Below are 14,191 nucleotides of genomic sequence, written 5' to 3'. Positions count from 1 at the left end.
GGGATGAACTATGTAACAACTGTAGCCTTATTGCTGCACTAATGTTGCCATTTTTGCTGTAGCATTGTTACCGTTTTTGCTGCACTCATATTTACCGATTTTGCTGCATTATTATTTACTGCTTACAGCTATCCCCGTTGGGTAAGATCTTAGGTTGATAAGCATGCCCTTGTCGTTTGGCCTGGTCCATAGCTGTATTTTCTTCTTCTAATGCCTGCCATCGATGGTGAATACGGATCTCCTGCACAGCCTCAAAAGCCAGCTTCTGTACATGGAACCTGTCTATTACACGATGAGCATTAGGAAAGCATCTTTGAACTGTCGAGTTCATGCTCGCTGCCATATCTAATGTTACTTCCTCTACCAGCCTACGTAATCGCTTAGGTATTCTTTTTAGTACTTCAATCACCCTATCGGCCTGCGTGCCCTTGATCATGGCTATTATTATTCGTTAGCAAGCTATCCCCAATTGAAATTGCTGTGCTATTTTTGTGGCTTTCAATAACCCTTTAGTTCCATTCTCACCTAATAGCAGAAAAATTCTTATACCATTGCCTTGACCATGGGCCTCCGATAAAACCGTACTGCGCATAGATTGCACAAGACCAGTTTATCTCCACAGTTATTGAATTTAAGAGTGCAAAAGAGGTAAAATGATCAAAAAGGGTTAAATATCTTGTCACTATTCTGCCATATCTATCGGTATAGGTTGCTTGCATAGGTTCAGCTGTAATTGGATCTACCACTACATTTATGATTTCCCTTGTATCCTTGACTCTTATTACCTGAGCATTATAGTGATATTTGATAGGAACATAATAGGCGCCTGATAAATCGGAGTCAAATGTTGGATCCGGATCACTGATTGAAGAATAACTATCCCATTCTTCCCCATAATATCCTTCCACCGTTGTGGGATCATCTTCGATTCGGGCATTGCTACCAGCGGATTTTTTTTTGCTTTCGGATGGCTTATTTATAAAAAAAAGCTTCCCATTCTTGTATTCCCTGCTCTCTACAAGTGTATTTGCCAGAGAAAGAAAACTGAAAGTACCGTTTAATTCATTTTCACTATTGTTATAAATTTTTGAAATAAGATTAGCGGGGACTTTATCATAGTGTTGGTCCTTTGGAATAATTTCAATAATGTTACTTAGCATTAATTGATGGTCGCTTTCAATTATTACCAAATTTTTAAATGATTGATCGCTGGTAAAATTAATAGCCTTGTACTCACTTTTTAAAGGGATTATAATTAAGCTTTGCTTATCATTAAGTACTTCCGTACTCAATTGGGAACCAACTATATTTTCTCTAAGTTCGGATATTGTATGTCGTATTATTGGCAAGTTTGCAAATTTTTGATCCTGGATATCAAGCCAGGCAATTACTTCTTTAAGCTTTTCAGAATTGGTTTGGTTGGTTTCCTGTTTTGTTGCTTCTTTTCGACATGAAGAAATTAGTAATACCAGAAATATTGACGATAAAACAAGGCTGGATATAGGTTTCATAAATAAAATTTGGGTTAATAAGAATTGTAATAATGCGGAATGTTACAAAAAATACAAAAAAATTTTCATAAAAGATTGTTTTTAGGGTTTGGAAATAACTTCTGACAACTGATTCTGCAATAATCTACTGACAATCAATAATATTTGGTTTGAGAACTTACCGTTACCGGGCACTGAAATTAGAAAAGGCTTTAAGTCACTGGACTTGAAGCCTTTTTAGTTCGAATCAGTTTGGTTTTTTGGGGCTACCCAATATTCAAATCATTGTGGAGGAATAGTTTAGATGGTTCGATTCCAACTGCCAGGGTGCTGAAGAATACATTGAGGAGGTGTTGCGACGAAGTGTACAACGCTCGAAGAGTAGGCGATACCGAAAATGTATCGCCCCATTGTAATAATAAACTCCGGAATAAGTGGAAGCGAACCAAATATTTCCGCGTTGATCTGCCAGAACATCCCAGAATCTGTGCAAACCTATTTTACTGCTTGTGAGATTAGTAAACGATTTTCCATCGTATCGAAAAACACCACCCCATATCTGAAAATGCCTTAAAGTATCTACCTGTATAAATGGATGTGTAGGGGTTTCATTGTTTTTAGAATGACTACAATTTGAAAAATGGTATCATACTTGCCATAGATAATACTTACGGGGGCTCCTGAACTTTTTCAATAAAAAGTAAACTACTATATTAAAAATGTCTGTCAGGCAAGAAGTGAAGAAATCTATAACGCAAAGTGTGAATGTGATTTTTTGGGGTTTATTTATGTTCAGCAGCCTCATAGTGGGCGCTCAAACCTCACAGGATACACCAAAAGAACAAAAAACTGTTTATCTTTTTAGTGGTCTGGGAGCAGACTCAAGTGTATTTATGAACCTGAAACTTCCGGGATATCATAAAGTTTACATAACCTGGATTCCTAACTTGCCAAACGAATCAATCACGCAATATGCGGGTAGGATAAAGAGCCAGATCACAGCTGAAAATCCGGATATCATAGGGCTTTCTTTTGGAGGAATAGTTGCTGTGGAAGTATCCAAACAGATAAAGGTTGATAAAATGGTATTGATCTCTTCTGCTAAAACCAAAAGTGAATTGAACAGGGTACAGTTTTTTTTCATGAAATTGGGGTTATATCGGATTATCCCCGGTCCATTAATAAAACGTACTAATTTTCTCACCTATCGGTATTTTGGCGCCCGGTCGCCTAAAGATAAAAAGACATTAACGAATTTATTGGCGAATACAGATGCTTCTTTTTTTCGTTGGGCACTGAAAAGTATTGCCTATTGGGATAATAAAGAAGCACCGGAGAGAACTATTCAAATACACGGTACGGCCGATAGAGTAATAACCAGCAGGCTTGTGCATCCTGATTATCGCATTAAAGGTGGAGGGCATCTCATGGTTTTTAATAAAGCAGATACTATCAGTAAAATTATTATGAGTTACCTCCGTGAATAATACACTCCCCATCCTGAATACAGGCCAGATAATTCCATGAATGAGAATTTAGCTATATCTTTATAGCCACGGCTTTGACCAGCATTTATAAGACATGAAAATAACCACAGAAGTCCTGCAGCTCCGCCCTTATTTGTTCAAGATAGCTTACAGCATGCTGGGGGAAATTGAAGAAGCTGAAGATATTGTACAAGATGTGTATGAAAAGTGGTTATCCGTTGAAGATGTGAAGACGCCTAAAGCCTACATGGCGCGCATGGTAGTCAACAAAAGCATAAAGCGCCTCAATGAACTGAAGGCACTGCGGGAAACCTACATTGGTCCCTGGCTCCCTGAACCCTATATTACCACTACAGCTGCCGATTCACCAACAATAGAATATGGGTTGCTTTTCCTGCTTGAACAACTAAATCCGGTTGAACGTGCTGTATTTATCTTACGTGAAAGCTTTACTGAAGAATACAGCTATATTGCAGAACTCACAGGTCTTTCTATGGATAATTGCCGGCAAACCCTGCACCGTACCCATGAAAAGCTGGGTCGCAAATCACACATCAAGGTAGATACTACGAGACATAGCGCACTCATTGACGCTTTCCTGCATTCAGTTGTTAACCATGACCGGTCTTCATTAGAACAAATTCTCCGGAGCGATATTGAGCTCTTCAGCGATGGCGGAGGCAAACGCAGTGCTCCAATCAAGCCGCTTTTTGGTTTTGAAAAGGTGCAAAAGTTCTTTTTGGGTATAATGCAGCTTCCCGAGAACCAGGGCGATGTATATGAATTTAAACCTGTTTTTGTTAACGGAGTACCAGCAGCGCTGATACTCCGTAAGGCTGATAACGGATTGGATTCAGTCCAATATTTTGTAAGTGACGATACCGGTATTACCCGTTTACTGCTTGTGCGAAACCCTGATAAGTTAATGATCAGAACGGCGTAATCAAAGTGCTGTTAAGCAGTTTGGTTCTTTCGCATTTTGGCAATATCACACAACATATCTGAGTGGATGTTAAGTCCTATGTTTGAGATATTATAATAGAATTCAGTAGCCACTATCCAGACAACCTCGCAGATTTCACGCTCACTATAATATCCGGCCAGCTTATCAAACAGGTCCTTTTCCATCTTTTTGTCCCGTGCCAGCCTTGCAACGAAATCCAGCAGGGCTTTTTCCTTTACAGAGAAACGGCTGCTCGTTTGATAATCAGCTAATTCATCAAACTTTGCCTGATCCATGGAAGAGGCTATAGTTTTAGACCGCCCTATATCAATACAAAATAGGCAAACATTAATTTCAGCCACCTTCTGGCGAACCAGCATAACGGTTTCGGGAGATAGCTGCAGCTTGTTATCCAATTGGCCGATTTTTCCTGAAAATGCTGCAAATCCAGGTGGCATTCTTGAAGCCATCACTTTTAAAGGCGTCATTACTTTGCCAAATTTCCTTTTGGAATAGAAATAAAGAAATTTGCCCCAAAGGCCTTTAGGCTTTTCAATCGGAGTAAGAAAAGGTGCTTCCATATATTTAAAGGTTTGTTTTTACCTATGATCCGGCAATGCCTGGTTTGTGACAAACCCGGAAGAATTTTTTTTTTAAAGGAAGTTATTCATCCATATTTTTTACAATTTCCTGTCATTGAATAGATTAGTTTTGGACCGTCAAAAGATGACCTTTAATAAAATAAATATTATGAGTAATTCAAATGATTCTTCAGGCACAACGAATAAAGTCTCGCATAATGTATATTTTGATGGAAAAGTCCAAAGCCTTGGTATCGAAACAGAGAAAGGGCCTGCAACCGTTGGAGTTATGAAAAAAGGGACTTATGTATTCAATACCACTTCGCTTGAGACTATGATAGTTATTTCCGGCAACATCAGTACAAAGGTGAGCGGCGGCGACTGGCTCAGACACAGGACGGGCGATACTTTTGAAATAGCTGCACATACATCATTCGAAGTGGAGTGCGATACAGATGTAGCATATATCTGTTACTATAAATAGAAAGATAAGCATACCGGAGATAATATCTCCGGTGTTTGCCACGCCATTAACCCGGTATTTTGCACAATCTACAATTAGCTTTTATTAATTCACTATCAGTTTTATTCCTGTTTTTTTGATATTTTGGTAATTATTACCCTGAATTCCAGTTATTGATCAACGCAGACTTCCACGATGAAACAGGACTCCTGAAGGGATTGTCCGCCGGCAATCAGGCAGCCTTTAAAGCGCTGTATGATAAATACCATCATGCACTGTACCGTAAAACTTTCCAGATACTTCATTCTTCTCCGGAAACGGAAGATATTATCCAGGAGGCATTTATTGCGCTCTGGGAGAAGCGTAAAGAGATCGATACAGGCAGGCCATTAGGCCCCTGGCTTTTTACCATTACATTTAACCGTGCAGTTAATCATCTCAAAAAGCAGTTGCGTGAAAAAAGCAAAGCGGCAGAAGCCACCCTGCAACCTGTTATTGATAATGACTTCCTGACTGTCGAAAAACAGTGGAAATTACTGGAAACCGCCATCAGCCAGCTGTCCCCGCAAAAAAGACGCGTATTTCAGCTTTGCAAGATGGAAGGCCGTACATATGAAGAAACTTCGCAGCTAATGGGTATTTCCAGGTATACCGTAAAGGAATACCTGGGGGAAGTGATGTATACCTTAAGGGAGTATATTCATAAGCACGTGAATCATGATACCCTGCTTCTTTTCCTGTTACTGCAAATTCTTTAAAAAAATTCCTTCTTCTACCCCCCCTTTTATTATTACCAGTTGTATTATATAAATAAAGGTATCCTGACATTTGAAAAGCGATCAGCAAAGATTAAAAGAGATCCTGTCGTCGCCGCACCGCAGTACGGAAGATGAACAATGGCTGCAATCATACCTGGAATCTACAGATGCAGCTGAGCTCCGGGAGCAGGCAGCAGACATTTTCCGGGAAAACCTGCAGCAGGGTAACCGTTTGCCTCAAATCACCTCCATGCGCATGTGGAACAAGATCCAGCAGCGGGTGGATACCATAGAAACACACTATTACCGGAAATACTGGTGGCTTGCAGCGGCCGTGCTTGTCCTTGCTGTTATAACTTACCCATTGCTGCAAAAGCAGCAGCCCAGGCCCCTGGCTGTAGCTACATCTGCAATAAAACCAGGCGGCAGCAAAGCAGTGTTGACACTTGCCAATGGCTCCAGAGTAACATTAACCGATACCGGTAACCAGGTGATTAAAGCCGGTAACATGGCTATTCAGCAAAAGCAGGGTGAGTTACAGTATGAGAGCCAGGATAATGAAACCAACGCATTTAATGAGCTTACAACACCCCCAGGTGGCGTATTCCAGGTAAGTTTTCCTGATGGCAGCCATGTATGGCTCAATGCAGCCTCATCTCTTAAATACCCATTAAAGTTTAAGGACAATCGGACAGTAATACTAAACGGACAGGCATACTTTGAAATTGCACCTGACGCCAGGCAACCGTTTATCGTAAAAGCAGGGGAAATGGAAGTACAGGTATTGGGGACCAGTTTTGATATTATGGCCTACAAGGACGAAGAAGTAGTGAACACCACCCTGGTAGAAGGAGCAGTAAAAGTATTACAGGGAAATACATCTGCCTTACTACACCCCGGACTACAATCAAAGCTGGACCCTGCCACCGGAAGAATGGAAGTACAGGCTGTTAACCTGGAAAATGTACTGGCCTGGCGCAATGGAAGATTTGAACTGGAAAATACAGATTTACCAGCTTTCCTCCGGCAACTGGCACGATGGTATAATATAGAGATCGCCATCGAAGCCCCTGCAAAGGAGGTAGCCCTTAAGAAATTCGGTGGCCAGATAGGCAGAGATATGGATCTGCAGGACGTACTAAAAATACTGGACCTGTACGGCGTTAAGTGCAAACTTGAAAACAGAAAACTTACTGTGCTCTCCATTCATTCCTGAACAACCAAAATCAGTAGCATCCAATGTAATACAACTATAGCCCATCACTAAATTCCACAGATCTATGCATCCATATTACTTTACCGGCGCACCGCGCACAGCGGCGCCCAGGACATTGCCATGTCATAACAGGCAATCGATTGCTGATAAACATGCCCATGAAAAACGTACAGGATCATCCGGCATTATGCGCACTATTCCTTTCCTCATGCTGCTGGTAATGATGAACATCTGCGTAAGCGCCGTTTCTCAGAACATCACTATTAAGGCTAAAAATGAACCGCTAAAAACAGTACTGAAAAAAATTGCTAAACAGGCCGGCGTATATGTTGTATATGAAGAAAAGGAACTGATTACTGCTGCACCTGTGTCGTTACAGGTAAAAGAGGCTTCATTAAAACAGGCACTGGACCAGTGTTTCAAAGACCAGCCACTGAGCTATAACATCATCGACAAAACGGTGGCGGTAAAGAAAAAGGAGCTTGTCAGAGACAATCTTCCCACCACATCCCCACAGCAGGAAAAGCTTCTCAGAGTGCTGGGACGTGTCCTGGAAGCCAAAGATCCTCCCGGGGCCCTGGTAGGTGCTACCATTAAAGTGAAAGGCACTGCCAAAGGCGTCACCGCAGATGCAGACGGGGTTTTTGAACTACATGTACCCAAAGGCAGCACACTGGTGATCTCCATGATCGGCTATAAGCCCCAGGAATATATCGTGCACGAAGAGCAGGCAAACCTGATCATCTCCCTGAGAGAAGATCTTAAAACTTTAGATCAGGTAGTAGTAACAGGCTTTGGCACACAGAAAGTAAAGAACATAGCCAGCTCTGTCAGCGTCGTTAATATGGAGAATGTGAAAAACAAACCCGTTGTGCAACTCTCCCAGGCCCTTCAGGGCGGCGCCACTGGTATTGCAGTGTCCCAAACCACCGGACTGGTTGGTGGCGATCAGGCAGACATCCGGATACGTGGTGTAGGCACACTCCTGAATGCGGCGCCACTGGTGCTGGTGGATGGTGTACCATTTAACATGAACAACCTGGACCCTAATACCGTCGAAAGCATTACAGTATTGAAAGATGCAGCTTCAGCCTCCATGTATGGGGCCAGAGCGGCTAATGGCGTAATTATTATTACCACCAGACGTGGCGTTGCCGGGGTTCCCAATATTGAATACAACGGATACTATGGTATTCAGCGGCCTCAATACATGCCCGACTTCGTAGATGCTGCCACCTGGATGGAAATGAATAATGAAGCAATGAAAAATTCAGGCGGAAATCCAATCTACAGTGACTCTACTATACTCATGACAAGAAACGGCAGCGATCCGGTTAAATACCCCAACACCAACTGGCCTGACCTGGTATTACGCAAGGCCATTCCTATACAGCAACATTCCATCCTGGTTTCCGGAGGTAATACAGCGGCACGATTCTCCCTCGCCATCAACCAGACATGGCAGCAGGGACATGTGAAAAAATCCGATTACAACCGTACCACCGTACGCGCCAATACTACGGTAGACCTGATGAAGAACTTCTTCATCTATATGGACCTTTTTGCTTCGCGTACTGTTCAAAATCAACCCTATGCGACTAACAGGTATACCACCGATATCTACCGCCGTATCTATAGCATACCACCAAATATCATTTCCAAATATCCGGAAAAAGAAGAAAACCCCGGTTACACTTACTACGGCATTTATGGCGAGAGCTGGAACCCGGTAGCCATGCTGGAAAAAGGTGGTACCATGAGCTATACAAGAGATGAGGCTTTACTTAATATACGCCCGCAATGGAATATCCTGCCAGGGCTGAGCCTTAAAGGACAAGCCAGCTACCGCATAGTTTCCGGTATCGACAAGGCAGACCAGGAATCCTACATCTTTTTTGACTACTATACTAACCGCACTGCCGGCGTAAACTATGCAACCATTAAAACCGCTACGCTTACAGGCAGGGAAAGCTACCTGTATGTTGGGGGCAACCTGGACTACAACCACGATTTTGGCAAACATAATGTAAATGCTATCGCCGGCTATACACAGGAACTACGCACTTTTGATTCGTGGAAAGATGTGGCGCTGCGTTCCATATTTGCAAAAGCATTCTATACCTATGACGGCCGTTATCTGTTTGAAGCCGGCTTGCGCCGCGACGGTTCCTCCCTGTTCGGTAACGGTAAAAAATGGGGTGTATTCCCTTCTGTTGCTGCCGGCTGGAATATTGACAAGGAAAATTTCTTTCATGTTAAGTTCCTTGATGCCTGGAAACTCAGAGGTTCCTGGGGAGTCCTGGGCAATAATAACATAGATCCTTATCTCTACCAGACAACCATCGACCCGGGTAATGGTACAGAAACCGTAATTGGCAACCCTAACCTGAGCTGGGAAAAAGTAAAAGAACTGAATATTGGTACAGACATACATTTCAAAGCAGGTATTAGTATCACTGCCGAATGGTATGACAAACTGACTACCGACATGATCATCACACCACAACCTAATTATACAGGTGGTACCGGTATTGGCAGCAACAATAACGGAGCCCCTGTTAACGTAGGTAGCGTAAGGAACCGCGGACAGGAAATCAAAATATCTTACCATAAATTATTGGGCAAAAACTTCAGCTTTGATGCAGGCGTAGGTTACAGCAGGAACAAAAGTCAGATCGTACGTCTTACCGGCAATGGTCAGCCAATCATCAGCGGTAATACCATTATGTATGAGGGAGGGGCCTTAAGAGAACACTATGGTTACGCCACACAGGGATTATTGCAGCAGACTGATGTCGACAATCCCAGGATACTTAAAATGAATGGTCAGGCAGCAGGCGACGTTCACTTCCTGAATGTCAACGGAGATACCATCATCAATAACCTGGACCGGGTATCGCTGGGCAATACAGAGCCTACCGATATCTTCTTCTTCAACCTTGGCTTCAATTTTAAAAATATAGACTTCCAGACTTTATTATCAGGAGCTGCCGGCGCCCCACTATTTTACACCGGCAACTTTGCCGTACCATTGAATATTGGAGGAGAAAGCGGCACTCCGCAAAGATCACAACTGGATTACTGGACGCCCCAGAACACTGGCGCCTCACGTCCGCGGCTTACACCAACACCAGGCACCAACGCCAACTTCTCTGATTTCTGGCGGATAAGCGGCAAATACCTGCGCGTTCGTTATATACAATTGGGGTATACCCTGCCTGTGCCTTTAGCCAGGAAAATAAGAGCTAAAATGCTGCGCGTATTCTTCAATGCACAGAATGCCTTCACCTTCTCGAAAGTAAAATTGTTTGATCCGGAAAGCGGGGGTAACCAGAATACCGTGCCATTACTGAAAACATACACCTTCGGTCTTAACCTTAAATTCTAAAACACGGCTTATGAAACATGTCCATAAAAAAATATTTACCTCTCTGATAGCATTGGTCCTGCTTTGGGGCTGTTCCAAAAACTACCTCAACAGGGACAATCCTACTGCTACCACCGATGAAAAATGGTGGCGGCTGGAGTCCGATCTTTTTAACTACCTGGAAGTGATATATAATAATCAGATGTCGCCCGGCGCCTTGCTCACTTCTTCTTCCTACCAGGCAAACTGCCGTATACATATGAGCGGCATTACAGACGAATCAGTATTCAGGGCCAATTTCGGTAGCTGGAACAGCTATCCGCTGGGAGCAGTTACCGCAACAGATGGTTATCTTTCCGATACCTATCGTCAGAATTACAAAGACATACGTAATGCTTCCCGCATATTGGAAAACTATTCACGCATCTACATGGAAAACGCGGTAGTGAAAGAACAACGTGCTGCAGAGGCAAGGGCATTGCGGGCAAGAGCACATCTTAACCTGTTTCTTTTCTTTGGCCCCATACCTGTTGTGAATAAAGGCCTGGACCCGGAAGAAGGGGCATCTGTACCACGTAATACGCAAGAGGAAGTAGTAAATTTCATTGCTGCCGAATTAGACACTGCCGCAGAAATACTACCTGCATCCTATCCAACCAGCGATGCTTACCGCATTTCAAAAGGGGCCTGTTATGCCATGCAGGTACAATTATTTCTCAGCATAAAGAATTATGCAAAGGTGATAGAATACGCGAGGAAACTTATCAGCCTGGGAGTATATGACCTGCACTACAGCACCACCGCCGGAGTTAACAGCTATGCACAATTATTTACCTACGATGCGCTGGAAAACAAGGAACGTATCCTCTTCCGCCGCACCGGCAACTCAGGTGCATTCTTCAGACTGGCGCCCAAAAGCCTGGCCGGGCAAGCCTGTAACGGCCCTACCGCTGCTATGGTAAATACATACGAAACATTGCAGGGCAAAACATTGCAGGAGCTGGGAGCCGACAGCCTGGCCTATTACTGGAGAAATCCCCTGTACAAAAATAACAGGGACCCGAGGCTGGCGGCCAGTGTTCTCTTCCCTGGACAAACATTTGTAAACCGCCTGCTGGACCCATTCACCGCCGGGTCAGTAGACCAGCTGGGGGCAACACAATCTACACAAACCGGCTTCTGGGTAAAGAAATACCTCGATGCCAAAGATGTGTCCCGCAATAATGCCGGTACATTAAACTTTATGATTACCCGCTACGCTGAAATATTACTGAGTTATGTAGAAGCACTGGTAGAATCTGACGATTGGCAAAACCCTGATGTCTTGCTGTATCTCAACAAAATCCGCAACAGGGCAGGCATGCCCCCTGTAAATACAGCTGTGTATAATACACAGGAAAAAATGCGCGAACTATACCGCCGGGAAAGAAAAGTAGAACTGGCATTTGAAGGCACCCGTCTGTTTGATATACGCCGCTGGAAGATAGGAGAGGAGGTGATGAAAGGACCGGCAATGGGTGCTATTAATCCCAACACAAACCAGCCGGTAATTGTAGAAAACAGGATATTCGATCCTGAACGCGATTACCTCTGGCCCATTCCGCTGGTAGAGATCAATGGCAATCCGGCAATGAAGCAGAATCCCAAATGGTAATATACTTTGAAAAGGCCGGAGAGATCTCCGGCCTTTCGGATAGATATTCTTATAAAATAATATCCGCCACGTCCTGCGCAATCTTCAATGTATTGGTCGGCTCTGAATTCGTTAATATAATAATTGCTGTACGCTCCTCGGGAAACCTGTAAAACATCGCCCTGAATCCCGGTAATACCCCGCCATGATATACTGCCTTCCTGTTTTTATAATTGCTAACATAAAATCCATACCCATAATAAACAGCAGTGCTGCTCGTATCGGTGGCATTGGTTTTTGAAGGATTCGACCACATCTGCTGCCACCTGTCCTGGGGTAAGATCTTCCCTCGCTGTATCAGCATTTCCCATTTTATCATATCATCGATAGTTGACAGGAAAGCCCCACTGGGCCTTAGCGCAACATAATTTAAAGCATTAATGATGGTATCTCCTCCCAGGTGCGCGTACCCGTCTGCCCGTCCATAAACCATGTCCTTCAGAGACGTAACCCGTGTTACCGGCAACCCATTCTTTTCGAATATCTCTTTCTTCATATACTCGGTAAAACTTCGCCCGTCTATTTGCCTGATAATGTCTGCCAGCATAAAATATCCCAGGTTGCAATACTGCCATTTACTTCCGGTTGGAAACACAAGCGTGTCCTTGTAGGCTGCCCTGATAAGTAACGAATCTGGTTGCTCCGCCATAGCATCGAAAGCAGGAGATTCCCTTTTCAACCCGGAAGTATGATTTAACAGGTGCCGGATAGTGATTTTACTCCAATGCGATGGCGCATCCGGATAAAATTTAGCCACCGGGTCTTCCAGCTGTAATTTACCTTCCTGCACTAATTTCATAATGGCTACAGCAATTATGTGCTTGCTCACTGAACCCAGTTTAAACACTGTGCTGGTAGTAACAGGGGTATTAAGCTCAAGGTTTGAATACCCGTATCCTTTAACTTTAATAACTTTTCCGTCTTTTATTACTCCAACGGCCAGGCCAACTATATGTTGCCTTGCCATCGTATTTTCAATAAATGTATCAATCCTTTCCTTTTGGGCATGAAGCACTCCGGGAAAGAGCAGCAACGCACAAACAGCAATAACTGATAAAAGTGGGAGTTTAAATGTACCGTTGTTGAATGAAGATCGCATATAGAGAGGGATTTGCTTAATACAGTTCCAAATAAATTTAGGTAAATAAAGGAAGTATGCAATAGCCCTTTGTACCGGTGGAAATTAAACCTTATAACCGGTCCTGATAACCGAAAAGTCCCCCTCCATAAATATAAAAACGAATCTCAGGAAAGGATTTTCATAAAAATACCAGACAATTCTTCATCTTTGGAGAAATCCAACTTAGAAATGAAGTATTATCGATTGTTTTTGTTAGTGCTCTTAAGCAGCATTGCACAGTTTACCTCCGCTCAGAATAAGGTTTTGCTTAAAATCTCAATGGCCCCGGACAAGACTTACAAAACCCTGATGACTAACCTGATGGACATGGAAATGACCGTTAAGGGAGATTCAGCCATGATAAATGAGATACGTGCCAGAGGTATGAAGCTGCCTATTATTATGCACATGAATCAGAACATGGCTATAACAACAAAGACCGGTGCACAGCGGGCTGATAAAAAAATACCGCTGACTATGACCTATGATAAGTTTAGTATTATCCAGTCAGTTGGCGGACAGGAAACCACCCAGGATGTCAACCCTTTCCTGAACACTGTCGTAGAAGGTACAACTATGGGAGATGGAAAGATCTCCATTGATACCATCAAAGGAGAATTAGACGATGCACTGAAAACTTCCCTGCGCCAAATGGTGACCAACCTGCAGGGGAATATCAAATTCCCTGCAGAAGAAATAAAAATTGGTGACTCTTTTGACCAGGAACTGCCTATGAACCTGCCGATTCCACAGGCAGAGATGAAAATGAAACTCATTGCAAAATATACACTGAAAGAGATCAGGGATAACAAAGCAATATTCGATCTGAAGTACACCATTGTTATGGATATGAGTATAACAGAGAATGCCGGCAAAGGAGGCGGTACTGGTACCGGTACAGGTACTATGATTTATGATATAAACAAGAATATAGCGGAGCAAACTGATTCTGATATTCAGTTCCAGTTTGAATTCGCTGTTTCCGGTTTGACAATGAGTGCAACCTGTAAGGGTAAGACAAATGTAAAATGCAGTGTTGAGTAGAATAAACACATTGGTTAGAAGCTGATAAT

At 43.1% G+C, this 14,191-nt stretch carries 12 protein-coding genes; 8 read left to right on the top strand and 4 right to left on the bottom strand.

Translation table 11 applies throughout. The features are described 5' to 3' along the window. Positions 1-115 precede the first annotated feature (115 nt). Both GO493_RS14640 and GO493_RS14635 read right to left on the bottom strand, forming a co-directional pair. Positions 116-436 (bottom strand): transposase, encoded by a 321-nt coding sequence (locus tag GO493_RS14640; RefSeq protein WP_157306949.1) that lies wholly within the window; start codon positions 434-436, stop codon positions 116-118. A gap of 85 nt (positions 437-521) precedes the next feature. Beyond that, on the bottom strand, positions 522-1,511 hold the full coding sequence (locus tag GO493_RS14635) for a hypothetical protein (RefSeq protein WP_157306948.1): 990 nt from the start codon (positions 1,509-1,511) through the stop codon (positions 522-524). Between the two features lie 698 nt (positions 1,512-2,209). Between GO493_RS14635 and GO493_RS14630 the strand changes: the two genes are divergently transcribed. Both GO493_RS14630 and GO493_RS14625 read left to right on the top strand, forming a co-directional pair. Further along, a complete protein-coding gene (locus GO493_RS14630) occupies positions 2,210-2,977 on the top strand; it encodes an alpha/beta hydrolase (protein WP_157306947.1) in 768 nt (255 codons plus the stop codon). A 94-nt stretch (positions 2,978-3,071) separates the two neighbouring features. Further along, entirely contained in the window at positions 3,072-3,920 is an 849-nt protein-coding gene (locus GO493_RS14625) for a sigma factor (protein ID WP_157306946.1), read from the top strand. Positions 3,921-3,931: 11 nt separating this feature from the next. Here GO493_RS14625 and GO493_RS14620 read toward each other — a convergent pair whose 3' ends face one another. After that, entirely contained in the window at positions 3,932-4,501 is a 570-nt protein-coding gene (locus tag GO493_RS14620; protein WP_157306945.1) for a carboxymuconolactone decarboxylase family protein, read from the bottom strand. Positions 4,502-4,670: 169 nt separating this feature from the next. On the opposite strand from GO493_RS14620, the gene ppnP reads away from it, so the two are divergent. From ppnP to GO493_RS14595, 5 genes are all read left to right on the top strand, one after another. After that, on the top strand, positions 4,671-4,985 hold the full coding sequence (ppnP, locus tag GO493_RS14615; RefSeq protein ID WP_157306944.1) for a pyrimidine/purine nucleoside phosphorylase: 315 nt from the start codon (positions 4,671-4,673) through the stop codon (positions 4,983-4,985). A 152-nt stretch (positions 4,986-5,137) separates the two neighbouring features. After that, complete coding sequence (locus tag GO493_RS14610; protein WP_157306943.1) at positions 5,138-5,722, top strand: RNA polymerase sigma factor; 585 nt, start codon at positions 5,138-5,140, stop codon at positions 5,720-5,722. Positions 5,723-5,792: 70 nt separating this feature from the next. After that, entirely contained in the window at positions 5,793-6,938 is a 1,146-nt protein-coding gene (locus tag GO493_RS14605; protein ID WP_157306942.1) for a FecR family protein, read from the top strand. A 64-nt stretch (positions 6,939-7,002) separates the two neighbouring features. Next, complete coding sequence (locus tag GO493_RS14600) at positions 7,003-10,326, top strand: TonB-dependent receptor (RefSeq protein ID WP_157306941.1); 3,324 nt, start codon at positions 7,003-7,005, stop codon at positions 10,324-10,326. 10 nt (positions 10,327-10,336) lie between these two features. Continuing rightward, entirely contained in the window at positions 10,337-11,959 is a 1,623-nt protein-coding gene (locus GO493_RS14595; RefSeq protein WP_157306940.1) for a RagB/SusD family nutrient uptake outer membrane protein, read from the top strand. Between the two features lie 49 nt (positions 11,960-12,008). Here the strand turns inward: GO493_RS14595 and GO493_RS14590 are convergent, their stop codons facing one another. Further along, positions 12,009-13,097, bottom strand: coding sequence for a serine hydrolase domain-containing protein (locus tag GO493_RS14590; RefSeq protein ID WP_157306939.1), 1,089 nt, complete (start codon positions 13,095-13,097; stop codon positions 12,009-12,011). Between the two features lie 300 nt (positions 13,098-13,397). Between GO493_RS14590 and GO493_RS14585 the strand changes: the two genes are divergently transcribed. Next, positions 13,398-14,162 (top strand): hypothetical protein, encoded by a 765-nt coding sequence (locus GO493_RS14585; RefSeq protein WP_157306938.1) that lies wholly within the window; start codon positions 13,398-13,400, stop codon positions 14,160-14,162. Positions 14,163-14,191 lie beyond the last annotated feature (29 nt).

The organism is Chitinophaga tropicalis, from assembly GCF_009758205.1.
Taxonomy (GTDB): Bacteria; Bacteroidota; Bacteroidia; order Chitinophagales; family Chitinophagaceae; genus Chitinophaga; species Chitinophaga tropicalis.
The sequence above is the reverse complement of the archived record's forward strand: the minus strand, read 5'-3'. Positions and strand labels throughout refer to the sequence as shown.

What these genes read in the sequence shown, in the direction of transcription:
- GO493_RS14595 (WP_157306940.1), top strand. Translation starts at nt 10,337, where the DNA reads ATGAAACATGTCCATAAAAAAATATTTACCTCTCTGATAGCATTGGTC.
- GO493_RS14630 (WP_157306947.1), top strand. Translation starts at nt 2,210, where the DNA reads ATGTCTGTCAGGCAAGAAGTGAAGAAATCTATAACGCAAAGTGTGAAT.
- GO493_RS14640 (WP_157306949.1), bottom strand. Translation starts at nt 436, where the DNA reads ATGATCAAGGGCACGCAGGCCGATAGGGTGATTGAAGTACTAAAAAGA.
- GO493_RS14635 (WP_157306948.1), bottom strand. Translation starts at nt 1,511, where the DNA reads ATGAAACCTATATCCAGCCTTGTTTTATCGTCAATATTTCTGGTATTA.
- GO493_RS14590 (WP_157306939.1), bottom strand. Translation starts at nt 13,097, where the DNA reads ATGCGATCTTCATTCAACAACGGTACATTTAAACTCCCACTTTTATCA.
- GO493_RS14625 (WP_157306946.1), top strand. Translation starts at nt 3,072, where the DNA reads ATGAAAATAACCACAGAAGTCCTGCAGCTCCGCCCTTATTTGTTCAAG.
- GO493_RS14585 (WP_157306938.1), top strand. Translation starts at nt 13,398, where the DNA reads ATGGCCCCGGACAAGACTTACAAAACCCTGATGACTAACCTGATGGAC.
- GO493_RS14600 (WP_157306941.1), top strand. Translation starts at nt 7,003, where the DNA reads ATGCATCCATATTACTTTACCGGCGCACCGCGCACAGCGGCGCCCAGG.
- GO493_RS14620 (WP_157306945.1), bottom strand. Translation starts at nt 4,501, where the DNA reads ATGGAAGCACCTTTTCTTACTCCGATTGAAAAGCCTAAAGGCCTTTGG.
- ppnP (WP_157306944.1), top strand. Translation starts at nt 4,671, where the DNA reads ATGAGTAATTCAAATGATTCTTCAGGCACAACGAATAAAGTCTCGCAT.